General features: G+C 44.1%; 16 protein-coding genes and 5 pseudogenes. 4 read left to right on the top strand and 17 right to left on the bottom strand.

The genetic code is table 11. The annotated features are described in order from the left end of the window. Positions 1–303: 303 nt before the first annotated feature. From AC6I3O_RS06550 to AC6I3O_RS06510, 9 genes and pseudogenes are all read right to left on the bottom strand, one after another. Positions 304–2,130 (bottom strand): reverse transcriptase domain-containing protein, encoded by a 1,827-nt coding sequence (locus AC6I3O_RS06550; protein ID WP_497850178.1) that lies wholly within the window; start codon positions 2,128–2,130, stop codon positions 304–306. A gap of 6 nt (positions 2,131–2,136) precedes the next feature. Beyond that, the gene (locus AC6I3O_RS06545) at positions 2,137–2,319 is read right to left on the bottom strand and encodes a hypothetical protein (RefSeq protein WP_497850177.1); all 183 of its coding nucleotides are present in this window, start codon (positions 2,317–2,319) and stop codon (positions 2,137–2,139) included. 436 nt (positions 2,320–2,755) lie between these two features. Then, positions 2,756–3,058, bottom strand: a pseudogene (locus AC6I3O_RS06540) (TraG/TraD/VirD4 family protein); the annotation flags it as partial. 108 nt (positions 3,059–3,166) lie between these two features. Further along, positions 3,167–4,990 (bottom strand): reverse transcriptase/maturase family protein, encoded by a 1,824-nt coding sequence (locus AC6I3O_RS06535; RefSeq protein ID WP_300820783.1) that lies wholly within the window; start codon positions 4,988–4,990, stop codon positions 3,167–3,169. A 644-nt stretch (positions 4,991–5,634) separates the two neighbouring features. After that, positions 5,635–5,838 (bottom strand): annotated as a pseudogene (locus AC6I3O_RS06530) (VirD4-like conjugal transfer protein, CD1115 family); the annotation flags it as partial. Positions 5,839–5,937: 99 nt separating this feature from the next. Further along, a complete protein-coding gene (locus tag AC6I3O_RS06525) occupies positions 5,938–6,786 on the bottom strand; it encodes a PD-(D/E)XK nuclease family transposase (protein ID WP_160254699.1) in 849 nt (282 codons plus the stop codon). Between the two features lie 79 nt (positions 6,787–6,865). Further along, entirely contained in the window at positions 6,866–7,054 is a 189-nt protein-coding gene (locus tag AC6I3O_RS06520; RefSeq protein ID WP_120469646.1) for a transposon-encoded TnpW family protein, read from the bottom strand. Between the two features lie 71 nt (positions 7,055–7,125). Further along, positions 7,126–7,983 carry an ATP-binding protein gene (locus AC6I3O_RS06515; protein WP_497850176.1) on the bottom strand — a complete coding sequence of 286 codons (858 nt, stop codon included), beginning with the start codon at positions 7,981–7,983 and terminating at the stop codon, positions 7,126–7,128. After that, positions 7,980–8,737 (bottom strand): annotated as a pseudogene (locus tag AC6I3O_RS06510) (phage replisome organizer N-terminal domain-containing protein). Before AC6I3O_RS06510 ends, AC6I3O_RS06515 begins: the two are co-directional and overlap by 4 nt. 500 nt (positions 8,738–9,237) lie before the next feature. On the opposite strand from AC6I3O_RS06510, the pseudogene AC6I3O_RS06505 reads away from it, so the two are divergent. After that, a pseudogene (locus AC6I3O_RS06505) lies at positions 9,238–9,405 on the top strand (tyrosine-type recombinase/integrase); the annotation flags it as partial. Positions 9,406–9,606: 201 nt separating this feature from the next. Here the strand turns inward: AC6I3O_RS06505 and AC6I3O_RS06500 are convergent. The 3 genes and pseudogenes from AC6I3O_RS06500 to AC6I3O_RS06490 all read right to left on the bottom strand — a co-directional run bounded on the left by AC6I3O_RS06500 (position 9,607) and on the right by AC6I3O_RS06490 (position 13,404). Then, positions 9,607–10,170, bottom strand: coding sequence for a PHP domain-containing protein (locus AC6I3O_RS06500; protein ID WP_497850175.1), 564 nt, complete (start codon positions 10,168–10,170; stop codon positions 9,607–9,609). Positions 10,171–10,272: 102 nt separating this feature from the next. Next, positions 10,273–11,454 (bottom strand): annotated as a pseudogene (locus tag AC6I3O_RS06495) (IS630 family transposase). A gap of 618 nt (positions 11,455–12,072) precedes the next feature. After that, the gene (locus AC6I3O_RS06490; protein ID WP_497850174.1) at positions 12,073–13,404 is read right to left on the bottom strand and encodes an MATE family efflux transporter; all 1,332 of its coding nucleotides are present in this window, start codon (positions 13,402–13,404) and stop codon (positions 12,073–12,075) included. 103 nt (positions 13,405–13,507) lie between these two features. On the opposite strand from AC6I3O_RS06490, the gene AC6I3O_RS06485 reads away from it, so the two are divergent. Continuing rightward, positions 13,508–14,326 (top strand): MerR family transcriptional regulator, encoded by an 819-nt coding sequence (locus tag AC6I3O_RS06485; RefSeq protein WP_497850173.1) that lies wholly within the window; start codon positions 13,508–13,510, stop codon positions 14,324–14,326. 21 nt (positions 14,327–14,347) lie between these two features. Here the strand turns inward: AC6I3O_RS06485 and AC6I3O_RS06480 are convergent, their stop codons facing one another. Then, on the bottom strand, positions 14,348–15,517 hold the full coding sequence (locus tag AC6I3O_RS06480; RefSeq protein WP_497850172.1) for an AraC family transcriptional regulator: 1,170 nt from the start codon (positions 15,515–15,517) through the stop codon (positions 14,348–14,350). Positions 15,518–15,664: 147 nt separating this feature from the next. Next, positions 15,665–17,668: a right-handed parallel beta-helix repeat-containing protein gene (locus AC6I3O_RS06475; RefSeq protein ID WP_497850171.1), complete on the bottom strand. Its 2,004-nt coding sequence runs from the start codon at positions 17,666–17,668 to the stop codon at positions 15,665–15,667. 211 nt (positions 17,669–17,879) lie between these two features. On the opposite strand from AC6I3O_RS06475, the gene AC6I3O_RS06470 reads away from it, so the two are divergent. Together AC6I3O_RS06470 and AC6I3O_RS06465 are read left to right on the top strand one after the other, a co-directional pair. Next, positions 17,880–18,533, top strand: a complete 654-nt coding sequence (locus AC6I3O_RS06470; RefSeq protein ID WP_497850170.1) for a TetR/AcrR family transcriptional regulator — start codon at positions 17,880–17,882, stop codon at positions 18,531–18,533. Between the two features lie 16 nt (positions 18,534–18,549). Further along, positions 18,550–19,794 (top strand): MFS transporter, encoded by a 1,245-nt coding sequence (locus AC6I3O_RS06465; protein WP_497850169.1) that lies wholly within the window; start codon positions 18,550–18,552, stop codon positions 19,792–19,794. 141 nt (positions 19,795–19,935) lie between these two features. Here AC6I3O_RS06465 and AC6I3O_RS06460 read toward each other — a convergent pair whose 3' ends face one another. Genes AC6I3O_RS06460 through AC6I3O_RS06450 form a run of 3 tightly spaced genes read right to left on the bottom strand, consistent with a single transcriptional unit; the run spans position 19,936 to position 24,027 of the window. After that, entirely contained in the window at positions 19,936–21,429 is a 1,494-nt protein-coding gene (locus AC6I3O_RS06460; RefSeq protein ID WP_497850168.1) for a lipopolysaccharide biosynthesis protein, read from the bottom strand. A gap of 8 nt (positions 21,430–21,437) precedes the next feature. Further along, positions 21,438–23,123, bottom strand: coding sequence for a thiamine pyrophosphate-binding protein (locus tag AC6I3O_RS06455; protein ID WP_497850167.1), 1,686 nt, complete (start codon positions 23,121–23,123; stop codon positions 21,438–21,440). A gap of 10 nt (positions 23,124–23,133) precedes the next feature. After that, positions 23,134–24,027 (bottom strand): SDR family NAD(P)-dependent oxidoreductase, encoded by an 894-nt coding sequence (locus AC6I3O_RS06450; RefSeq protein WP_497850166.1) that lies wholly within the window; start codon positions 24,025–24,027, stop codon positions 23,134–23,136. Between the last annotated feature and the right edge of the window lie 9 nt (positions 24,028–24,036).

Here is a 24,036-nt window from a genome sequence, read left to right as displayed (position 1 = left end):
ATACGTTAATTCTGCCATAATGAACCTCCTTGTGTTCAAGTCCTATTGTCCTATTCTTTCCACGAAAAGTTCAGTTGATCGTGTCCCTGTTCGTAAATTTTATGGGGCAACTAAACTCGTCACAAGGTATTATGGCATATCTTTTCCGAGTTTCTGGTAATTTACCCCCATGCTGCGCTGGCTTCCCCGCGTGTCGGAGGTGTTGAAAAGGTCATGAGGTAAGCGCCTCGTGGACGCTCCCTCCCGAACCGTGCGGGCACCTCTCAATGCACACGGCTCTCCATATGCCGTCAACTAACAAAATCAGTCTTTTCCGTGTATCTCACGGTGGCACGCCGGGCATACTGCCAGCGTTTTCCTGCGGTTCTTCAGCATAACTTTTTCCCACTCATATTTACCGCTAAGGCTTTTCAGCCGTTTTACCTGATGAATCTCCACGTCATTTGTGTACTGTCCGCAGAGTTCACAGGTTTTGGAGCGCAGTTTTGCCGCTATACGGTTCGGTTTATCATACCGCTTATAAGCCGGTAAGATATCCGCCTGCGGTACATTGGGCTTGTCCTTGCGGATAAAAGGCCCTCTGTAGAATACGCTCTCCTTCATACCGCTTTTTGTCTTATAAATGACAGTAAACCGCCCATTCCTGAAATATTTCTGTTTCATTTTATTTGCGGTTGTGCGGTATTTGTTCGCAAATGTTTTTAGCATACTGTAATGCATCAAACTCGCAAACTTACCCACTGCGCATACATTACATGCCAGTGAATAGTAATTGTACAGCCCCCTGATTTCAGAGTTGTACTTTGACAGAATCTCAATATCTTTGCGGTTAATGAGCTGTGGTCTGTGAATGGCTTTCCAATGCTCTTTTTGTGTAACTTTGTCTTTCTTGATACGGATTGCGCCATACTCTAACAGCTTCGCTTCCCACTTTTCATGCGGCATATACAGCTTCACCGCACCGCTGTACCCTTTTACTTTCCTGCCCTGACGTTTTGTGATTTCCTGGCTTTTTGAAATAGAGATATCGTAGCCAAGAAACCTCGCCCGGCTGGTTGCATGGGTGATTTTGGTTTTCTCCACTGACAGTGTAAGGTTCAGTTTTTCTTTGAGGAACACGGCCAAATCTGCTTTTAAGGCTTCCGCATCCCTTTTGCTCCCGATAATGCTTATGATAAAATCATCCGCATAACGGACGTATTGCAGGTTTTTGTAGGTTTCATCCCTGAACTGTTTAGAAGGGACTTCCCTCTGTTTCTCCCGCAATCTGCGTAATTCTCCGGCATGTTCTTTCTTTTCGGCTTCGGAAAGGCTACTCCATACTTCCCTGTTCTGGCGCATAAATTTCTGCACCTCACGGTTTCGTCTTGCGTATTCCGGATTTACCTTGCGGCTTGCCCGGTTTCCTTTTATGAAGCCTGCTTTGTATTCCTCCACATACCTGTCTAATTCATGCAGATAAATATTTGCCAGAATGGGGCTGATACCGGAGCCTTGCGGTGTGCCGCAATAAGTCCTGTTGTACTGCCATTGTTCCATATATCCGGCTTTCAGAAATTTCCACATCAATGAGATAAACGCTTCATCATCAATGCGCCTGCGCAGAATATCAATCAGCACATGGTGGTCAAAGCTGTCGAAACATGCCTGAATATCCCCTTCCACAAACCAATTTGCCCCGGCAAATGTCCGCTGTATCTGTTCAAGGGCTGTGTGACAGCTCCTTTTCGGGTGGAATCCGTGGGAATAGTCGGAGAAAGTGGGTTCATAAATGCTTTCCAATATCATTCTGACTACTTCCTGCACCAGCTTGTCATCCCCGGAGGGAATCCCAAGCGGACGCTTTTTACTGCTGTTTTTCTTCGCAATATATGTACGCCGTGCAGGTTTTGGGCAGTAGGAGCGGTCTTTTAATGCGCTGATGATACGCTCTATCCTCGGACTGCTCATCCCGTCCAATGTTTCACCATCCACACCCGGCGTCATGCTCCCCTCATTGGCATAGATATTCCTATATGCCAGTAGGTAAAACTCCGGGTTGTACAAGTTCCGGTAAAGTCTTTGGAACTTATACGATAAATCTTTAGACTGTTTGTTTAGGCTATTTAATACATCAGTTGGATTTCTCATGATGCCTCACGCACCTTCCTTTCTTATTTGTATTAAAGACATACTGCTCCCCTTCGTCATGTGGGCGGCTCTCCCGCTTCCGTTTTTACGGCTATCCCTGTAAATCCAGAGTCCACGGGCTACTATGGGAGCTGTGTAACCATGCCCGCGAATGGGCGGGTTTAGGTCATCCCCGGTAGCATATGCCATACATAGCTCTCCGTGTTGTCGGTAATCTTTGTAGATATGTGGCGTTCGCCGTTCAACCTAATCTAAGGCTTGCCTTGCTTTGGATATCCCACGCCTGCCGACTATCGAGCGACAGCCGCCAAAGCACCGTGCGTTTCATCTTCTTTCGCACGTAGGCCAGATACTCCCAGGCTCCGGCTACCAATCAAGCAGTTTAGCTTTCATCCTCATACACGGATTTTCATCCCTGCATAAAATAGCGGTTAGAAGATTACGCCATTCTATGCCCGTTATAGCCGTAATAACTATAACAACGACATGCTACACTCCCCAGAGGGTTTCCCCTCACGGATAAGTCGTGGAATGATAGACAGTAAATTTTTCACCTTCCTTTCTTTGATATCTTCGTCTACCGCTTGCTAAAGGCGGCTTATGGCATACACCCTAACGGGCGCACGATGGTTTCCTTTCCCAGCGTTTCCGAAATCTCTTTCAGGGTGCTGCGCTCCTTGCCACCCAAAAACAGGACGCAGGAGCAGTTGCCGATGATAGTTTCCGCATGGTCTTTGTAGACGGCCTTTAACTGGCTCTGCGTCTGCACCACGATATGGGCGGAAATCTCGCGGCTTCGGATAACGGAAATCAGGTGCTGGAAGTTGGGGATTTTCTGGTTGGCAAACTCGTCCAGCAGGCAGGTAACATGGGTTTTCAGTGCGCCGCCGTTTTCCAGCGCCTTGTCGCACAGGACGTTGAACATCTGCATGAGGTAGGTTGGTTGCGCCTTGCCGGATTACTCCGGTAGGTTTCAACCTTCCCCCTCCCGAACCGGACGGACACCTCTCGGCGTATCCGGCTCTCCATCTACTAACTAAACTTGAGTTTTTATTATTTTGAAGCATTCCGGGCATACCGCAAGGGACTTTCTTCTGATTTCTATCATTTTCCTTTCCCACTCCGTAACGCCTTTCAGCTCCTTTAATTTCCTGACGTGGTGCATGATAACCTCGTCTGTCTTTCTCCCACAGAGTTCACACTGTCCAGCCTGTAGCCTACGGATAAGGCTGTTCTTTTTCGTATACTTCCGGTAATGCGGCATGACATCCACAAATTCCGGGGCTGGCTTCATATTCTTTCTAAAACCTTCATGGTAGAATACTGTTTCTTTCATTCCATTCTTGGTCTTGTACTTGACTATAAATTCACCGTTGCGCTTATATTTCTTGCAGATATGCTTGTACGTTGTGCGGTATTTACAGCCGAAAGTTTTATATAGGCTTGCTTTCATAATGGTGTAAAATTTATCCAGCACCGACACATTCCCTGCGAGGCGGTAATAATTGTATATGCCCCTGATTTCAGCATTGAATTGGCTGACAATCTGCACATCCGGCATGTTGATGAATTTCCCTCTGTAGGTTGGTTTCCACAATTCCTGTCCGTTTTTGCATTTCTTGATATACATTGCCTGATATTCCATCAGCTTACTGAACCATTTTTCCTTTGGCACGTATAGTTTGACCTGTCCGTACCATGCCCGTTTTAGGTTGCCGTTCTTGTCACGCATGCAGTCCTTGCTTCTTGACACAGAAAGGTCGTAGCCCAGGAAGCGTATCAATTCCGCAGAGTGTGTGATTTTTGTCTTTTCATCTGACATGATTAGGTTCAGTTCCCCTTTCAGGAAATCTCCAACCCTCTTTTTTATCTCCTCTGTGTCCGCTTTTGAGCCGATAACACCAATCACAAAATCATCTGCATAGCGTGAATACTGGATTTTCTTAAATCTTTCATCAATGGCTTCGTAGCATGGAGTTACTCTTAGCTTTGCATAGAGTTCTTTAATTCTCCCTTTTGCCTTTGCCATCCCTGCTTCATCATTTTCTGATTTGGCAGTTTTCAGCTTCTTCTTCCAATATCCCAGCAAACCCAGCGTCTGGGAGTATGCCTTCTGTGGCTTCCTATAGGATTCCTGCCTGTCAAACTCCTTTTTTAGATTTTCAACGAATATGTCCAATTCGTTGAGATAGATGTTGGCAAGTATGGGACTGACACCCGAACCCTGCGGCGCACCGCTGTAGGTGGTGTTGTACTCCCATTCCTCAAGGTAGCCTGCCCTTAAAAATTTCCAGAGCAGCTCCACAAAACTTTCATCCTTGATTCTTTTCCTGATAATGTTAATCAGTATATGGTGGTCGATGTTATCAAAACAGCCTTTGATGTCCCCTTCCACAAACCATTTCGTCCCTGTGAAGGTTCTTTTTATCTCCCCCAGACAGGTGTGACAGCTGCGGTCTGGCCTGAACCCGTGGGAATGTTCGGAAAAGTTGGGTTCATAGATAGCCTCCAGCAATACCCTTACAACCTCCTGCACGATCTTGTCGTCGGTTGACGGTATACCGAGCGGCCGTTTCTTATCGCTGTTTTTCTTTGCAATGTACGTTCTCCGTACTGGCTGTGGCTGGTATGAGTGGTCTTTCAGCGATTCAATGATTCTGTTGATTCTCGCCATACCCATACCGTCCAGGGTGTTCCCGTCGGTTCCAGCGGTCATGCTCCCTTCAGAAGCGGCAATCTTCTGGTATGCCAACAGGTAAAACTCCGGGTTGTACAAGTTCCGGTAAAGCCTTTCAAACCTGTACGATTTGTCTTTTGTTTTTGATTCCAAGTTTTTCAATATAACTTCTGGACTTCTCATAGTGTCTCCCACACCTTTCCTTATTTTATATTGAGTAGTAGACTGCTCCACTTCGCCATGTGAGCGGCTTTCCCGCATCCGGTTTACGGCATTCCCTGTCATTTCAGGGTTCTCAGACTACTATTGGAGCTGTGTTACCATGGTGGATATTCAGAGCCACTTTTCGCATAGTTCTCATAGCCTTTGCAGGCGTTCCACTTTAGGCAATCCCCATTTAGCTTTCATGAAACATGAGATTATTGCATTGTCGGATGGGACTTTCGCCGTTTCTATCACTTATCCTGTGACTTGTCTGCCCCGAATACCACATAGCTCCCCTACACGCAGGCTTGCTACCGGGACACTGGCGGATTCAGTTCCACTACGCCAGGAGCGATCATAGACCCTACTCACGGCTATCCAGCAGGCAGTATAGCTTTCATCCTCATATGCAATTTTTCATCCTATTTTGCCTTGTACACCGCATGGAACTTGCGGCTACGCACTCTCCGACATGCTACACTCCCTGTCAGGTTTCCCATTTCAGATAAGTCGGGGGATGATAGGCTGCGGCAAACCGCATGGTATTTTACCTACTGCTTTCTCACAGCAGATTTTCAAAAAAGCCACGGCCGGATTTAGTAGCGCCCGGCCTTATGGGCGCACGTATAAACCATCGCAGAAATGAAATTGAATGTCATATCCGTGTCGGACACGATACAGAACAGCGCCGTCTTGCGGTCGCCAATCTTTTCAAGTTCCAGTTCGTCGCCCTCCATCAGTTCCCGCACCTCCCGGATGTCAAAGGGAGCCATTCTTGCGCCGCAGCTAATCAGGATCGATTTTGCTGTTTTGCCAGAGACAAATCGTCAAGGACTTTTTAATCAATTTCACAAAAAATTCACAATTAGGGCAAAAAAATAGAGCCAGAAACCTTTATTTAAGATTCCTGGCTCTATGACAGTGCTTTATGCGTTTCGTTCTGCTTTCAGTTGATTAACTTCTTCAAGGGAAAGCCCTGAAATATTCGCAATTTCCTCAAGCAAGTATTTCCCCGCCTCCAACATTCGGAATACTGTCATCTTTTTTTCTTCCTGTATTCCTTCTTTCAGGGATTCATTTCTCATATCCTCCATGATGCGGCACATCTCACTCACTCCCTTCGGATTTTCTTTCAGATACCGTGTCCGGTCTGCCATCAGTTCAAAATTCATATCGGATGCTTGTGTACAATTAAAATCGTGCATGAGCTTTCCAAAATCGGATTCGCCCCGGTATTCCCCATTCACATATAAAATATGTTCTCCATCTTCAAAGGATTTATCCGTAGCAAGATTGATTCTCTCAATCGGATAGACCGGTTCACCTTTTCCGTAAAAATCTTTCTCGATAATGAAGATTGTATAGGTGTCCGGCAGTTCTTTAAATTCCTGCCCGGAATGGAGGTTCTCTACATCCATCACGCTGGAATGGTATCTTGCCCTGTGCGGGTCTGCCCCCTTTTCCTGTCTTTGGATTTCAAGATCGTATTTTTTCCCATCCGGGTCCGTCCCGTATGCGTCCAGGCAGATAGAGCGTGCCCCGGCCAGCCTTTTCATGTCCTTTTGTGTTTCGCAGTCAGTGATAATCAAATCCTGCTTACCCGTGATAATGCGTAACACAAATTCTGCTAATGGAATGTTATCTTTAAACAGGCAGCGCATAAAATCATCGTCGATAGGGCGTAAGTCACGCAGGCGCTGTAAATCCTCCTGATGCTGTTGTTCCGTCGCTGTCAATATCCCCACCTGCCTTTCCTTTCGTTTTTGTAGTTCCATACTACCATAAACCTCCTGATTTTACAAGCCGGGAACCAGTGTAGTATTTCTGATTCCCCGGCGTCCCTCTGTTATCGTTTTATCCCATCTGCTGTATCTCATTTTTCAGCATACGCTTAATCTTGTCGCTCATGGTCTCCGTGCTGGTCTCACTGAAATGAATCCGCACGATATAGGTGGTGCGGCCTATCTTCTTCACCAGTGCGGGCGGGTTCTCTGCCCCAGCTGTGGTGCCTGCTACATTCTGGATATTTTTCTCACTGCTCATGGTATGATGCTCCTTTCCCGGACAGTCCCACGGTATGTATAGGAATTGTCCCTTGCTGCTGTTTTCAGGTTTCATTTCGGGGAGACAATCCCCCTCGCCGCCTCTTTGGTAGCCGCCGCCTTTTCCTCCCGGAAGTTCCTGCCGGAGAAAAGGACAGGGGCGCACCGCTCCATGATACGGTCATAGATTCTGGCGTGGGCCAGGTCGGGCGGGTTTTTGATCTCTTCCAGTTTCAGGTTGGTCGTGACGATCAGCGGCTTCCTGCTCCTGTACCGGCTGTCAATGACAAGGAACATCTGCTCCAGCGCATATTCGGTATTGCGTTCCACGCCCAGGTCGTCCAGAATCAAAAGGCTGTAATCGTCAAGGGCGGAGATAAACGCCGCCCGGTCCTCGGCAAACATCCCGGTCAGCCGGTTCAGGATAGAGGGGATATTCGTCATGAGCACCGGTACATCCTGGTCGATTAGGGCATTGGCAATACATCCGGCAAAGAAGGATTTTCCCGTCCCCACGTCACCGAAGAGCAGAAGGTCGGTATTCTCCCGGTATGCCTCCTTCCAGTTTTCCACATAAGCACGGGCTTTCTCCATGAGCGGGTTCTGCCCGTTGTCATTGGCAAAAGTGAAGTCATGGAGATAGCGGTCCTGCAGGCCCTGCGCCCTCCTGCGCCGGATGCTCTCCATGAGCGCCCTCTGTTCCTCGGCGGCCTTCCTCTGCTTTTCGGCCTCCTGCTGGCAGGGGCAGACACAGCGGGGCATGAGGTAGCTGTGCCGGAGCGAGTCGGGGAGGATGGTCTGCCGCCTCCCTCCGCATTTCTTACAGTGGATAAGGCCATCAGAATGGTCTATGTATTCGTCCTCCGATAATTCCGTATCTCCGGCGGTTTTGTCAATAAATGCCCGGACAGCCTCGTTGATCTCGATCATATGGTGTCTCCCTCCTTTACGGTGTAATCCCGGTTTCTTGCCGGTGGAGCCGCCCCTTTCCTGTCCGCATTGGCCCAGCGCCGGATTGTGGCGGCATGGCTTTTATATTCCCTCCCGGTGGATTCCATGTATTCCGACAAACGCTCTACATAGTCCTGCAGGACACTGTCTGAAAATTCATTCTGCAGCTCCGACATTTCTCTTTCTGCCAAAAAAACATTCCCATACTTTCCATAAGCGTGTGCGTCATTATCACACTCTCTATTCTCTATACTCTTATCTCTAATATCTAATCTCTTATCTCTAATCTCTGGTGGACAAATGTCCCCCGGCTATATGGTGGACATTTGTCCGTCTGTCCGGATGGGAGCAGCTTCTGGCGTTTCAGGCGCATCCGCTCTTTCTTCTTCCGTTCGCCCTCGGTGGAGGACTGGCCGATCAAAAGCTGGATGTCTGCCATGTAATAAGCCCCGTCCGTCAGGACCTCCACAAAACCAAACTCGGTAAAGAGCTTCAATGCCCGCTCCACCGTGCCGATCTGGTGGCGGGTGAAGGTGGCTATGGTCTGGGGCGTGTGGGGCAGGCCGTCCCCAAGCATGAGGACGCCGTTATGTTTCAGCGACATCAGGTACATTTTCAGCAGCAGGTTGGAATACAAAAGCCCGTCCTGTGCGCTTTCCAGTATCACCATCTTCTCGGTGGTGAAAAAGTTCTCTTTCAGTTTCAGGTAATAATATTTTCTGTTGTCTGACATATCTGTTGCTCCTTTGGTCTCTGGATAGGGCTGTGAGGCCCGTATACGCCATTTAAGGCTGTTTTTGGGTGCCAGTGATAAAAAGGTATTGGTCACTAAATGAAAAAAGCCCTGGCGATCTACGTCACCAGGGCAGAGTTATCTATAAACAAAAAAGCCGCACAGTAGCTGAACATCCGTCAGTTACTGTGCGGCTGATATGAATTAAAATCGGTATTACCGGGTTGCTGCCCGTTTGTCCTTTATGTGAAATGGTTCCTTATCACCTCCCAGTCTGCCCCCACCAAAGGGCGTATTGTAATGAAAAAAGAATGGTGGCAAATCCGAAAATCCTCTCTGATTAAGATTGCTCATGGATTTCTTTGCTTTCAGAAAACAACAACATATAGTATTCTATACATTATTTGTTTCTGTATTTAGTATCATATGCGCGCTTTACAACACCTGAGCAACCTTGGTAATAATGGGTTTTCCGATTTGTCCTTATTATACCGTAAGGGCACACCTACACAACGAACCTGTTATCAAACGGGGCACAGCCAAAAGATGTGCAGGAGCTTTTAGGACATTCGGACGTAAGCACAACCATGAATGTCTATGCACACGCTACAAGGGAGGCGAAGAGGGATTCCGCAAAGCTATTGGATAAGGTTGTGGGAATGAGTTAAGCAATGAAAACTGAATAAGAAAAACTTTCCCTTGTAGCTTGCCAATAAGGGCAAAAACAAGGGAAAAGGATACATATTTTGAGACTGGACATACCGCAAAGCCTTGAAAATAAAGGAAAGTTAAGACAGTTAGTAGATAAACGGGAATTTGTCTAATGAAATTTGAATAATTCGTTTCAACAAGAATTTGTTTTCCTGATGTCAATGTAGTCCAACACGTTCCCACATTTCTTTTTCTGGATTTGGGCTAAGCCGTACCACATGTTCATAGCCAAGTGATAAAAGAATCTCTTCAGCTTGAATATAACCTGCATCAAGGAACTTTGCATCGTGACAGTCAGAATTGATAATCACCTCCCCACCCCAAGCTTTCCATTCTTTTAGTAAGAATGCTGCCGGGTAAGGCTCTGACATATATCCTCTCGCAACGCCTCCTGTATTCACCTCAAGCAGCGCATTTGTTTCAACCATCGCTCGTAAGGCATCAAGAGCCATTATACGATAAGCTGAAGAATCTTCGTCATATAAATGCAATGCAGCATTGTTATACCTTACAAGATCAAAATGTCCTATTATTGCCGGTTTTGATTCAAGTACATAGTCCCGAAACAGTGAAAAATACCGTTGCGCCATTTCAAGCCCATTACCGTCACAGCATTCATTAACATATTTCTGCATGATCTCTGATGGTGCATCCACTCCACTATAACTACCGTCCGGTCTCGTAAAATAATGCATGGAAGCAATAAAATAATCGTAATCCATTAGATCTGCGCAACTAAAGATATCTCGCTCTATACCAAGATATATTGCCATACGTCCTTTGTATTCTTGCTGTACTAGTACATTGAATAATTAATAACTGGCCTAATTAGCATTTGATTTTATGCCAGCTTTAACGGCTTCATCCTGACTTATTTCATCCATTTTATAAGTCCAATGGTATACAACTGGCTCCCTGTTGACCTCTTCAAAATACAGGTATATGCGGTCAGCGAGTTCCTCCTTTGATTTGACTCGAATTCCTTTTAACATCTGCTTTGTCATCTTGCTAAAGAAACTTTCTATCATGTTTAACCATGATCCATGCGTGGGCGTAAATACAAAGATAAATCGTCCCTCCGGACACGTTGCAAGATAGTTTTTTGTCTCCTTGGACTTGTGGGCAGAATGGTTATCGCATATGATACGTATCACATCCCCTTCTGGATATTTATTGTCCAGTTTCTTCAACAGATTGATAAAATCTGAACTTTTATGACTCTCGCTGACCAGTGGAATTGCTTCCCCAGTCAGCAGATCAATTCCTGCCAATAAGGAAAGAGTCCCTAAACGCTTATATTCCGCGTCACGGTAAACACATCCTGTATCCGCTGTTGGACGCAGGTCATCCCCGGTCGTTGCAATCGCCTGTATTCCGGGTTTTTCATCACAAGAAACTGTATGGACAACAATCCCATCTTCTGGGACGATTATGCTACCATCTTCATTAAACTGTAAGGATATTTGCTTATATACCAAAAGTACATCATGCATTTTCTGTTCAAATTCAGGGTCACGTTTTTCACAGTAATACTTGATTTTGAAAGGTTTGATTTCCGACTTGCGCAATATCTTTTGAACCATAGGTTTTGTGATCGTGGCAAGCCGGGGAAAGCCCACCTCTTGTGCATTTTTCTGAATATGCTGATGCAGGTTTTTCAGAGTCCAAAGTTCCTGGGAATAGCCAAGATCAGCTGGACGTTGGCAGGCCAAATCCACGATCTATGCCACAGCATCATCTGTAATTTCAATTGGATGACCAGGACGTGGTCTATCATATAAAGCAAGATCAACACCGCCTTCTTTAAACTTTTTAAGGCATAACTTAACGGTATTCACGTTAACATCTATGCGCTGTGCTATTGCGGCATTTGACTCACCTTGTGTTTTGTATATCAATATTTTTGCTCGGTCAACAATCTGAGCCTGTATTGTTCTGCATCTACACAGAGATTGGAGATATTCATAATCTTCCTGTTCAATATCTAATATATTTGCGTGTGCCATAATCAACATTCCTTCCTATATTAAATAATTTGATTATAACACTCATATATATATTTGGCTAGTTATTTAATTTATGATGTACTAGGCGTATCGCCCTTTTATAATCACCTTCTCTTGAAGGAGCAATACAATGCGCCGAATCAAACATCTGAGGTGCGTGAGAAGTGAAACCAAGCGAAACAAATCCCATTTTATATGCCATTTGAGCCATGTCATGTGCAGTTGACTTTCCATCACAAAAAGTTGTGTGAACGTGCGCCGATGATAATATTTGTCTCATGCTTTACCACCTTTAGTTTAAAAAGATATCATGTTATTCGTTGGTTTATCTGAGCCAAAATCCCCAGTTTTTCTCCAAATTAAATAAGGTATGGGATATTTTAATCTGATGTATTTTCCGTCAGATTATTTCATCTCCATACCTTTTGTGTTATCCTTCTATCTGGTACACATAAAAAAGGACAGGAACCCTCACACATCATGGCGGATGGATCCGCCATAGACAAAGTCTATGATAACAGTAATCACACAGGAATGCAACGAAATTTATATTTAAAATTTATATTGTTAAAAAGGTAATCGCAGCCTATATTACGAAAAGTAAAATTGGTGTAAAACTTAATACCCATATCTCTTCCTATATTTCAGCAGCATCGCCCCGGACAATACAAGCGCCATCAGCTCCGCCGCCGGCGTTGCCAGCCAGACTCCATTTACGCCAAAAAACAAGGGCAGTACGATCATAGTAATCAACATGAACACGAAAGACCTTGAAAATGCAAGGACTGCCGAGACTACTCCGTTGGACAATGCGGTGAACATCCCGCTGGCAAATATATTGAATCCTATGAACAGAAGCGCTATGGTGCATATCCGGTTCCCTGTCACGGCAAGACCGTACACCGGGTTGTCCGGGCGGGCAAATATGGACACCAACGGCTTTGTCAGCAGAAAGGATGCCGCCACTGTCACAAGCGAAATCCCCGCAATCACTTTCAGGCTGGTTGTGACCAGTTTTTTCATCTTCTCATGGTTCTGCTCTCCATAGTAGTAGCTGGTCATTGGCGCGACCCCGTAGGAATACCCCGTATACAGGGAGCTTGCAAACATGAGCACATACATGATAATCGTGACGGCGGCGACTCCATTTTCCCCTACATAACGAAGCATCGTCCAGTTGAACATCATCGTGATAATCCCGGTGACAAGGGCGGTGGCCATCTCCGAGCATCCGTTTGCCGCCGCATTTGCCAGGACTTTGAACCGGAAGACCGGCTTCTCAAAATGCAGAAGGCTCTTTTTCCGGCTGAATACGAACATACCCGCGACGGCTGTCACAGAATATCCAAGACCCGTCGCAATCGCCGCGCCGCCGATGCCCATCTGGAATCTGGCGATGAACAGATAGTCAAGCGCCATGTTCAGGACGCCGCCCGATACCGAGCAAATCAGAGAAAGAGTGGCCTTTTCGCTGGCAATCATATAGAGCGTGAAGTTATTCATCAGGAGGATTGGAACGGTAAATATCAGGTAGCGGCTTAAATATTCCACGCAGTACCTCTCTACGTCTGCCGACAGGTTCATCCCTGCGAAAATACGCCCCATTATTAGATATCCGACTGCGCACATGGCAAGCCCCACAAAGACATTTACCAGAATCAGGAACGTGAAGTCCTCCTTCGCCTCCTCGCTCTTATGCTCTCCCATTTTTTTCATGATAACTGCGCTTCCTCCGGTCGCAAGCATGGTAGAAATTGCTGTGACAAGCTGGATGATCGGCGCAGTCAGGTTGATTGCTGACAATGCGTCTGTGCCGATCAGGTTCGACACGAACAATCCGTCAACCATTGTGTAAAATGACATAAATACCGACATGGCAATCGTTGGGACGGCGAATTTCAGGATATTTTTCAGTGATACCGGTTTATCGTATGCATTTTGGTTTTCCATTTTTTTACCCCATTTCCCTTGTATTTTCTTGCTGTGTAAGGTATCATAAACCATACAGTAACTGTACAGTCAAGATGATATTCTAAATTTTCGGAGGTAACTTGTGGAAAGAAAAAGTAATTTTCTCACAATCGGGCAGTTTGCCGCCATGCACGGACTCAATAAGAAAACTTTGATGTGGTATGATGAGATTGGGCTGTTCAAGCCTGCCGCCGTCAATCCGGAAAATGGATACCGTTGTTATAATTACCGGCAAAGCCCGGTTTTGGAGACGATACTTCTGCTGCGGGAACTGGATGTTTCCATCAGCGAAATTCAGGAATTTATGAGAAACCGATCTGCCCAGAGGTTAAAACGTCTTTTGGAGGAAAAAATAAACGACCTTGATATGCAGACGAGCCATTTACAGGCGCTTAGGACGACGCTATGTACCCATTGCAGGAATATGGATACCTTGCTGACCATGGACTTGTCTGAAATCAGTATCGTTGAGAAGGAGGCGCGGTGTCTGGTCACGGTGGATATTCAGAAGGACACTTCCTTTGAGGAAGAGGTGGAACTGATTACCGCCGAGACGGAGAAGTACCGGCTTGGGCGTCTCCATGAAGCGTCCTATGGGTCTATGATTCCTGTTTCCAGCCTGCAGAATGGGAATTTTGACGATTATACGAAACTCTTTATTGAGATACCATTTCTGGATTACCAGGCGGGGCTTCATATTATGCCCGGCGGGAAATACCTGCGGGCGTTCCACAAGGGAGAATGGGAGCGGATACCCGAACGGTATCAGGCGATTCTAGGCTATGCAAGGGCGCATAGCCTGACGCTTCATGGGTTTTCTTATGAAATGGGGATAAATGAAAATGTCATTGACCGGATTGAGGATTATATTGTGCAGATTGAGATTCCTGTCCTTGGATGAAGAATGTGTTTTCTTTCGTCTTCAGGAATTCATCTCCTTACGGTACTGCTGCGGCGACATTCCCGTCTTCTTCTTAAAAATCCGGCTGAAATAGCTCAAGCTCCCGAAACTCAGATAATCCGCAATCTCCTGCACCTGTCTGTCTGAATATTGCAGCATATTACAAGCCGCTTCCACCTTAATATTCAGGATATATTCTACTACCGGAATCCCTTCATGCTGCTTGAATAATTTGGACAGATACTCCTTGGAGATTCCTACCTCCTCTGCAAGATTTCCCAAATCAATCGTTTCAAGCCTTCTGGATATAATCAGTTTCTTGCACCGCTCTACATACTGGTTGGTCATGCCGGACTGCTGTTTCTTCCTGACCTGTGAAGCGCAGTATATATGTACTTCCTTTACTAAATCATAAATCTGCGTCACATTTTTGCATGCTGAAAGCCGCTTTAGATAAATGTCATTGACCAGAAACCCTTCTTTGGACGTCAGCCCTCCCCGGATTGCCGCCCTTGACGCCAGAGAAATCCCGATTACCGCCATGTATTCCTCATTCCTAAGAATGTCCCCCAGTATCACAGGATGGGGCAGGTAGAGGAGGTCGTAATTTTTCTTCAAATATTCCACATTCCCCTGTTCGATATGCCGATACAGGACATTCTCATCTGCCTGCGTATGGTTGGACTGGAAGGCGTCGCTCTGCCTCAGTTCTTCGTCTACCAGAGAATACATCCGGATATCTTCGTCCTCCTCCAGGCAGCTTTCCAACAAATCGATGCCATCGCCTGCCGGCAGTCCCTCTCCGTCTGATAAGATATTCAGAACCAGATTCGCCGCTAAAAGACTCACCCTTAACTGCACCCTTGGGAAATCCTCGATATGGTTCCTCCTCATGTAATTCCTAATTTTATCAGAGTCCAACGCCCCATATGCAAACGGCCCAAGCAGGTAATCGTATTCCGTTCCCTTTAAGCCGTACATCTTAACCGGAAGTCCCTCTCCGTAATCCGTAACGGCAAAGTCTTTGGCAGAAAGTTTTTGGAGGGTTTCCTGAATAAGCGTATATTCATACGTGGGGATTTTCCTTGGCACAATCTCATATGTTTCTATCTTAGTCCCATATTTATCATATAAATAAATGGGCAATTGGGTCAGCATTACGATTGTTCTTAACAAAATCTGTCTTTTCATTGCGGCTGCTTTCTATCTCTTTGTCTTCGTCTGTTTTTACAAATTACACATTATATATAACAATTCTGCGAACACATGTCAAGCATGGCTTTAGAATGAAAAAGACGGGCAAAAAGCAATCGCTTCCTGCTCGTCCCTTTTGTTCGGCTACCAGATTCTCTTCGCAGCATCCTCCTTCGATACGAATGGTCCCGGAACCGCTGATACACCGCGGTGTCCGCCGAGATAATCTTCCGTAAATATGATCTCTGTCCCGTCCGGATTCTCAAACCTCTGCTCTGGCTCAAATGCATATCCAAGGATATCGCTGTTAATAATACCCGCCTTGAATCCTTCCATCAGGTCATACACGTTGGTCTTTAAGAAATATTCTCCGTCCCTTTCTTCCAGTTCTACCGTCGCCTGATTCTTATCATCCACCAGATTAGACGTTTCCTTCTTGAAGGCTTTCGCACCGTTAAAGTATGCATTTCCGTTAATCCATACTGGCAAATGCCCGAAATGATGCTCCATTAATTTGAACATATTTGCCGGCTTATCCATCTCGAAGTTGGCAATCCATTCGTCATAGGTAGGATACTCATTGAAAATCTCGGTTCCTGCCACCTGATTATCGAATCCGAATTTCTTCGCTTCTTTGGCGTCCTCCATGGGCTGGTAATTCTGGATGAAGATATTGTTGTAAATACGGTCGTCTCCGTGAAGGATTGTCATAAAACCTGCCACTTCTGTACGGTGTTGGATATGGTATGGCGTGTAACGCGGCTCTCTTCCTGCCTCAACTTCTTCGGAGTGGTCGGTTCCTGCCCCTACCATTGTAAATGAGCCCAGCATCAGGTTATGTACGCACGCAACGCCTTCGGTCGCAAAGCGGACTGCCGCACGGGAAAGCATGATATTATTATCTATCAACGTCGGTCCATGGCTTACTTCCACGAAAATATCCTGGCTGCACATTGCCCCTTCTGCCATCGGCGTTCCCTCCGGCGAGTGGTTATCGTGGAGAAGGTTCTGGGAGATACGTGTCCCTTGTGCTTCCCAGTCTGTCCAAATCCCCATGGTGGAGTGATGAATATGGTTCCGGCGCATTACTACGTCAATGGCAGCGTGAAGCTTGATTCCTGAAATCTCTGCGCCGCCTAACTGCTGCATATTGTTGATATGGTGGATGTGGTTATCCTCAATCAGGCTGAACACGCATCCCATACGTCCAACGATACCGGTCTGCTCGCAGTGGTGGATATGGCAGCGCCTTACGATGTGGCTTCCTACCGTTTCCTTTGTCCAGCCGTGGTACTGTCCGCGGCAGACTGCGTCGCGCTCCATCTGGGTCGGGCTTTTTACCTTCTTTCTTGTGAAATAATGGTCGTTTTCCTCGTCATAGTATTTTCCCAGAGAAATTCCGCTGCATTTGCTGTTACTGATATCGCAGTCTTCGATGATCCAGCCTTTTGACCAATGGGGGCCAATCATGCCGTCCTGATACGCGGCTGGGGGAGCCCATGTTGTGGCGGCTTTATTTACCGTGAAACCGCTGAAAGTAATGTAACCTACCCCTGTCTTTGAGGGCATGAAGCAGTTTCTCCTGACGTTGATTTCTACCTTTTCCTGGTTGGGGTCTTTTCCCTGGAAATTTGCGTAGATAACCGTTTCATTGCCGTCCTGCTCGGTATACCATTTGTACACAGACCACTCTGGCTCCCATGACGGCGGATACACTTCGCCTTTGATGCATTCTTCTAAAGACTCTGTCTCGTAGAGCTGGCGGTCGTTTAAATAGACAGCTCCTGTATGCCGTACCACTGGGGCAAAATACCAGTCGCCGCCTACGAATGTGGTGTATGGATTGTAGTTTCCGAAGACGCCGTTATCGATACGGTATACCCAGACGTTGTCTTGGTGGCGGAGCCATCCTGTGGCCGGCTCTGCGCCTGTGATGACTGCGCCTAATGGGGTTTCGCTGCGGTAGGTGATGCGGGCGTCTTCTGTTCCGGCATATATTGGGTCTACAGATTCGCGGTAGATTCCCGGCGCCACAATGACTTCGTCGCCGGGTCTTGCTGCTTTTGCCGCGTCGTTGATGTGTTTAAATGGGGTCTCTTTTCTGCCGTTTCCCTGCTTGGGGGCGGCGGCGTTGACGTAAATCTTCATAAAATGTATACCTCCAAAATCCATATTTGCTGTTTGAATGTATTTTAGCCTGTTTTATGGATTGGTGTTTGCATAGAATCGGATATCTTTGCACTATTTGGAGATATATTTCCCAAACTCCTCTTCACAAAATCAACAAACTCCTTGACAAACATACCAACGGTATGTTAACATGCAAACATACCAAAAGTATGTATAAGAGGTAAAAGCAATGGCACGAAATAAGCACCCGGAAGAAACCGTCAATCGAATATTATCTGTCTCTTTCCGTCTATTTATGGAAAAAGGTTACGAGCATACTTCCATCCAGGATATCATCAATCAATTAGGTGGACTCAGCAAAGGCGCTATCTACCATCATTTTAAGTCAAAGGAAGACATTTTATTAGCCGTTACAGACAGGATGACGGCTGAATCGAACCAACTGCTTACCGTAATCCGTGACCGTCCAGACTTAAACGGCAAAGAAAAGCTGAAAACAATTTTTAAAGAGTCCATCTCCCGCCGCGTACAGAATGACATTTTCACGGTAGCCCCAGATTTCCATAATAATCCTAAGCTTCTTTTCAGCCTTTTGCATGACACCGTTGATAATGTGGCGCCTGATTATATTTTGCCCATTATTAGGCAGGGAATTTCAGACGGTTCTATCGAAACGGATTATCCGGAACAACTTGCCGAACTGATTTTACTTGCGGCTAATGTCTGGATGAATCCTATGATATTCGACAGCACCGAGGAAGAATCCCACCGTAAGTTTATGGTTTTCAGCCAGATGATGCAGGGATTCGGACTCGATATCATAGACGATGAAATGTTAGAAAGATTACAGGAACTGACAGCTATTTACCAAAAGAGCAAATAAAATGGAGGGTTAGAAAATGAATCAAAAACTATTTTCAAAAGATTTCACCTTAGTCGTCGTTGGTCAGATTATATCACTCTTTGGCAACGCTGCAGTCCGGTTTGCGTTACCCTTATACTTATTGAATCTGACCGGCTCGTCTGCGCTCTACGGAACCGTTACCGCGTGCGCTTTTATTCCTGCTATTCTGCTTTCCCCGGTTGGGGGAATTGTCGCGGACAGGGTCAATAAGAGAAATATTATGGTAATATTGGATTTCTTTACTGCGGCGGTAATCCTGACATTTTCCCTGCTTATGGACGGGGAAAATATCATTTTGCTTCTGACGGTTACGTTAATGCTTTTATACGGCATTGCGGGCGCATATCAGCCGTCCGTACAGGCAAGTATTCCTGCGCTTACCAGCCAAGAACATTTTATAGCGGCTAATTCTGTTATCAATACCATAAGTTCTTTTGCTTCGCTAATCGGGCCTGTGCTTGGAGGTATTTTATACAGTACATATGGTTTAAAGCCTGTATTGTGGGTTTGCATGGTATGTTTTTTTATATCGGCGGTCATGGAGATTTTCATTCAAATACCGTTCCGGAAACAGTCTTTGAAGGGCGGTATTTTGAAGACGGCAAAAAATGATTTTGCGGAAAGTATCCGGTTTATCCGGATAGAGAAACCGGTAATCGGAAAAACCCTTCTTGTAATCTGCGGGATTAATTTATTCTTAGCCTCCATGATTACGGTCGCACTGCCATATCTGGTAACGGAAGTATTCGATTTAGAAGCCGCGCAGGCGAACAGGCTTTATGGTTTTGCAGAAGGGGCGTTGGCGGCAGGAGGACTTTCCGGCGGTATCGGCGCAGGTATTTTTGCAAACAGGCTGGAAGTCCGTAAAGCGGGGAATCTGGTGATTTCCTGTGCGGCGAGCGTGTTTCCGATTGCGGCGTCATTGATATTGTTTTCATCTGGAATGATTAACTACATCGTTATAACTGTATGTTGTTTTACAATTATGGTATTTTCAACGGTTCTTACCGTGCAAATGATGTCGTTTATACAGGCGGAAACTCCGCAGAATTTGATTGGGAAGGTGATTGCGGTTATATTTACCGTTTCGATGTGTGCGCAGCCCTTAGGCAATGCGTTGTATGGCGTCCTGTTTGAGATTTGTAAAGGGTTTGAATATGCTGTGATTTTATTTTCAGGCGCTGTTTCGTTGGTGATTGCTGTCCGTACAAGGAATATTTTCAAGAAGTTTTCGGTGTAAATTGCTCTAATTCAGGTACGGCGGGAGAAAACTTTGTTTTATTTGACAGAAAATTGAACCGCCACCTGATATTATAAGAATCCCCTCTCCCTACAGGAGAGGGACTGGCAAATTCAATTTCTTGTTTCACAGGTTTGGAAATTATCTATGCTTTATCGATTTAATCATTTCAATAGCGTCTTGATTGACAAGGAGATTAGCTAAGATGAAACTTATTCCAACAAATAAAGTAATAAATAGCCCACTTACGAAAAACTGAAAATAATTGCTAATTTTAATGTTGATAAATCTATAAAGCAATACGTAAACGAAAAACAAGAAATAATTAATTCCAAGTATAGAAACTGTTTTCATAGGTTTTCTTTTTAGTATTACAATATCAGAAATGTATGTGCAGTAGATCACTTTTAAAGGAAGCGCAACTACCGTTGCTGACAAAACACCCTCTATTCCCATTTTCCAGACCAAAATCAATGATAATAATAAATTAATCATTGCTTCTGCTATATTAACTTTAACTGCAGGTTTTTGCCTGAATGATATGCCTATCAAGTTTCCCGTTACATATCTGCTCCAAGAAAGAATTTGAACCAGGCAGAACAAAAGGGGCAAAAAATCATAAATATAATTCGTGTCATTCACGCCGCTTGTGTATAAATTCACAAAAGGTATAATTAAAAAGTAACATACTGACATTAAGATTGATATGCTTCCTACAAATACGCTCATAAATGAATCATGTAATTTAATATATCTGTCAATATTACCACTATTATACTCCAAACCAAGATGGTAATTAATAGATGAGTACACAGAGTTTAAAAGACCCTGCAAAGCGACAAACACCATATTGTATATGGAATACACACTTGATGCTGATGTCGAAACAAAAATCGAAAGAACAATCATATCCGTCGAAGAAAACACGACCCATGCAATCTCAGAAATCAAATTCGCATTTTTATCAGGTAATATTGCATCTCCAGTGTCAACATTATAGTTTATCCACCCAAATTTATTTTTCATATATAAATAGTAGAGTACAAGTTGGATGAGCGAAACTACGAAGTACCCAAACTGAATAAATGCGATATTCACAGAGCGCAAAGAAAGCGCCATCTTAACACCATAACAGAGAATCCGGCTTATAAGTGAAAAAATATTAATAATATAGGAACATCCTTTAGCTCTAAGAAATGTGATCCAAGTATTTATAAAATAGAACGTAACTACAGATGTCAGCCCTTCAAAGAGAGTATAGATACAGATAGTCCAATAGGGAACAGAAGTTTTCAATATGAAAGGAAGTAAAAACGAAAGCAAAATAACCGTCAACAAATACACAAACGATACTCTTTTGTAATATTTTCTTGCAAGCGAAGCCACAAACGAAATATCGTCTCTATCTTTTTCCTTGATTGGTTTATAAAAAGCATTTCTTGCTGATACCGAAATTCCAGCTTCAAGAAGCGCCATATATGTAAAAATCTGCCCAATCGTGTTGATTAAACCATTTGTATCCGATCCATAATTGACTAAAACAATTCTTGGAACAATGAGACCCAACGCTATAACGATGAGCTGGGTAACAACACCAACCGTCAGATTTGTCAATGTTTTTTTCTTTTCATTCATACTTTGCCCTATCTTATCATCCGTTTAATTGCAAATTTTGCCTTATCCTTAATTGTCAGGGACTTATTGCCTGTAATCATATTGGAATATGCTTCACTTTCATCTGTATCTGAAACAAATGCTTCTAGCAGAACAGGATAAGAAGATTCCATAATAAACGCATCTGTTCTTTCTTCAAATTCCTTTTTTGTCTTTGCTGTAATATATTTAAATCCACATGTTTTTGCCCATCCCTCTGCATTTTTAAAATGCCCTGAAGCAGCAATGTATCTGTCAATACTTTTTAAGTTTCCACCCCAGAGCTTGAACTCAACTCCTCCGGCGTTATTTACGACCAATATTTTTAAATTGTTCTTTATATGACGTATACTAATAGAATTTAAATCATATAAGAAAGCTAAATCTCCAATAATCAAAAAAGACATTTTGTCAGTAACCACACTTTGTCCAATAAGTGTTGACATGCCTCCATCAATTCCAAAAGCTCCGACATTAGAATAGCATTCTATTGAAGGATCTATATGAAACATATTCCATATTCTCAGGCTATTTAGAATAGAAAATTGCAGTATAGAATTCTTTGGTATTTTTTTTGAAAGTGTCTGTGCAATTGAAACAGCAGAAAATGGTACATTGATATCTGTTTTAATTGAACAAAAATATTCAGACCATCTTTTGTAAAAGTTATGTGCTGGCGGCTCTTTCACTTCTAACGCATTGAGCTTTTCAAAAAATTCCTGCTCATCAGCCTGAATAACCAGAGTCAACTTATCATAGGTATCAACTATATCACCGTCTATGGACACTCTCCAGTGTTCAACTCCTTGAATATCATTTCTTGAGAAAAGATTATAAAAAGGATAATCCCCTGTTTGTCCGCCAATCGTAATTAATATGTCCGGTTTTAGATTTTCCATAAATACTTTAAAATCTATTACCAGTAATGGTAAATTCCCTTGAATCGTATATTTCCCATGGTAGTTCGATAGATGGTTCGTATAAACCACAACGTCGTTTCTTTCACAAAATTTCTCCAACTCTGAGACAAATTCGTTACAAAATGGCAAATGTTCTCCAATACAAACTAATATTCTTTTCTTTTCAATATCAAGCTTTCCTATTTCATTTATTCCGATTCTCCTAATTGTCTTTATGTCAGGCTCTGTTGATTTCAATGGGAAGTCAAGCCACGGAACGCAAAGCTGCACAGGACCGTTGCCGTTATGCGTCAGCTCGAGGATTGATTCATCGATCTGCCGTGACGAATAAAGAATATCGTTTTCATCCGCAATACAAGGAAGTATGTATGAGTGTTTGACACAGTCATTCGGAAGCGACGCCTGATTCGGCGCCTGCATATATTCCTGAAATAGGAATCTGGGATGTTTAGACATAGTAATTGCAAGAATCGGAATCTTTTTATAAAACCCTTCTGTAAGACCAGGAATATAATTCCGTGTAGCCTGCGCACTTGTGCAAGATGCCACGATTGGTTTCCTCAGTTGAAGATATAACCCAATTGCAAAATAAATCGCACTTCTTTCATCAACAACTGAATAGCAGGTAAAAAAAGAATCGTCTTGTACCGCTTTTGCAAAAACTTGATTCGTTCCACCCGGACTAATTACAATTTGATCAATGTTATGTACCTTGAGAGAATGTACAATCAGTTCAATGTTTTTAATATTATTCATTACATTATGCTCACTTTAGTGAGTATCCTCCATCCATCAGTATGGTTTGTCCTACCAAAAAATTACATGCATCACTTATCATAAACACAGCCATTTCCGCAACTTCTTCGGGAAGGCATATTCTATTCAAAGGATTCTGAGCGCAATAAGTATTATTTCCTTGTTCTAAAGAAAACGGCTGCATTCCAGTCTTAACAATTCCTGGCGCTATTGCATTTACCAGTACCCCATCTTTTGCTAATTTTAAACCCAAGCCTCTCGTCAAACCTCTTATGTCCCATTTGACCATTCTGTATGGGTACGCCGCTCCAACGAATCCCCCCTGAGAATCTATGTTTATTACCTTCCTATACTTTAACGGACGGAGTCCATCCGCCCCGCAAGGGGCATGCATTACGGTATGCCCTCGGGTATAAATATTTGCTTTTTGGCCGCTCCAATGTCTGCAAAGCTCCTGAGTCAAGAAAAAAAGACCTTTACTATTTGTATCATATATTACATTCCACTCTTTTTCACTCACATTGGGGAAAAATTCATGCGGCTGTAATCCTGCGTTATTAACCAAACAATCGATCTTCCCATCAAACATAAGCAAAACTATTTCAAGCTTATTTTTTAAAGAGTCTATATCGGTTATATCCCATTGTAAATAGTCTATAGACGTTCCAATCGTCTCCTTAGCCTTTTTCAACTTTTCTTCATTTCTACCTGTAATAATTACACTTGCTCCGCAAGAACAGCACTTTTTAGCAATTTCATATCCTATCCCGCCAGAAGCGCCAGTAATTAATATATTCTTTCCGTCCAGACAATGAGCATAGTCAATCTTCGATATCTTAATCTCGTTATAACCTCCAAACCTTATTGCCGATTTGAATCTTTTAATTTTACTAATAAATCCCATCTTTATTTT

The sequence above is a fragment of the Sporofaciens sp. St.21A7 genome (assembly GCF_059728535.1).
The sequence above is the reverse complement of the archived record's forward strand: the minus strand, read 5'-3'. Positions and strand labels throughout refer to the sequence as shown.

Excerpts from the sequence above, each read along its gene's own strand:
- AC6I3O_RS06545 (WP_497850177.1), bottom strand. The coding sequence starts at position 2,319 with ATGGCATATGCTACCGGGGATGACCTAAACCCGCCCATTCGCGGGCAT.
- AC6I3O_RS06450 (WP_497850166.1), bottom strand. The coding sequence starts at position 24,027 with ATGGGATTTATTAGTAAAATTAAAAGATTCAAATCGGCAATAAGGTTT.
- AC6I3O_RS06480 (WP_497850172.1), bottom strand. The coding sequence starts at position 15,517 with ATGAAAAGACAGATTTTGTTAAGAACAATCGTAATGCTGACCCAATTG.
- AC6I3O_RS06520 (WP_120469646.1), bottom strand. The coding sequence starts at position 7,054 with ATGAGCAGTGAGAAAAATATCCAGAATGTAGCAGGCACCACAGCTGGG.
- AC6I3O_RS06535 (WP_300820783.1), bottom strand. The coding sequence starts at position 4,990 with ATGAGAAGTCCAGAAGTTATATTGAAAAACTTGGAATCAAAAACAAAA.
- AC6I3O_RS06500 (WP_497850175.1), bottom strand. The coding sequence starts at position 10,170 with ATGGATTACGATTATTTTATTGCTTCCATGCATTATTTTACGAGACCG.
- AC6I3O_RS06475 (WP_497850171.1), bottom strand. The coding sequence starts at position 17,668 with ATGAAGATTTACGTCAACGCCGCCGCCCCCAAGCAGGGAAACGGCAGA.
- AC6I3O_RS06460 (WP_497850168.1), bottom strand. The coding sequence starts at position 21,429 with ATGAATGAAAAGAAAAAAACATTGACAAATCTGACGGTTGGTGTTGTT.
- AC6I3O_RS06525 (WP_160254699.1), bottom strand. The coding sequence starts at position 6,786 with ATGGAACTACAAAAACGAAAGGAAAGGCAGGTGGGGATATTGACAGCG.
- AC6I3O_RS06550 (WP_497850178.1), bottom strand. The coding sequence starts at position 2,130 with ATGAGAAATCCAACTGATGTATTAAATAGCCTAAACAAACAGTCTAAA.
- AC6I3O_RS06515 (WP_497850176.1), bottom strand. The coding sequence starts at position 7,983 with ATGATCGAGATCAACGAGGCTGTCCGGGCATTTATTGACAAAACCGCC.
- AC6I3O_RS06470 (WP_497850170.1), top strand. The coding sequence starts at position 17,880 with ATGGCACGAAATAAGCACCCGGAAGAAACCGTCAATCGAATATTATCT.
- AC6I3O_RS06455 (WP_497850167.1), bottom strand. The coding sequence starts at position 23,123 with ATGAATAATATTAAAAACATTGAACTGATTGTACATTCTCTCAAGGTA.
- AC6I3O_RS06465 (WP_497850169.1), top strand. The coding sequence starts at position 18,550 with ATGAATCAAAAACTATTTTCAAAAGATTTCACCTTAGTCGTCGTTGGT.
- AC6I3O_RS06490 (WP_497850174.1), bottom strand. The coding sequence starts at position 13,404 with ATGGAAAACCAAAATGCATACGATAAACCGGTATCACTGAAAAATATC.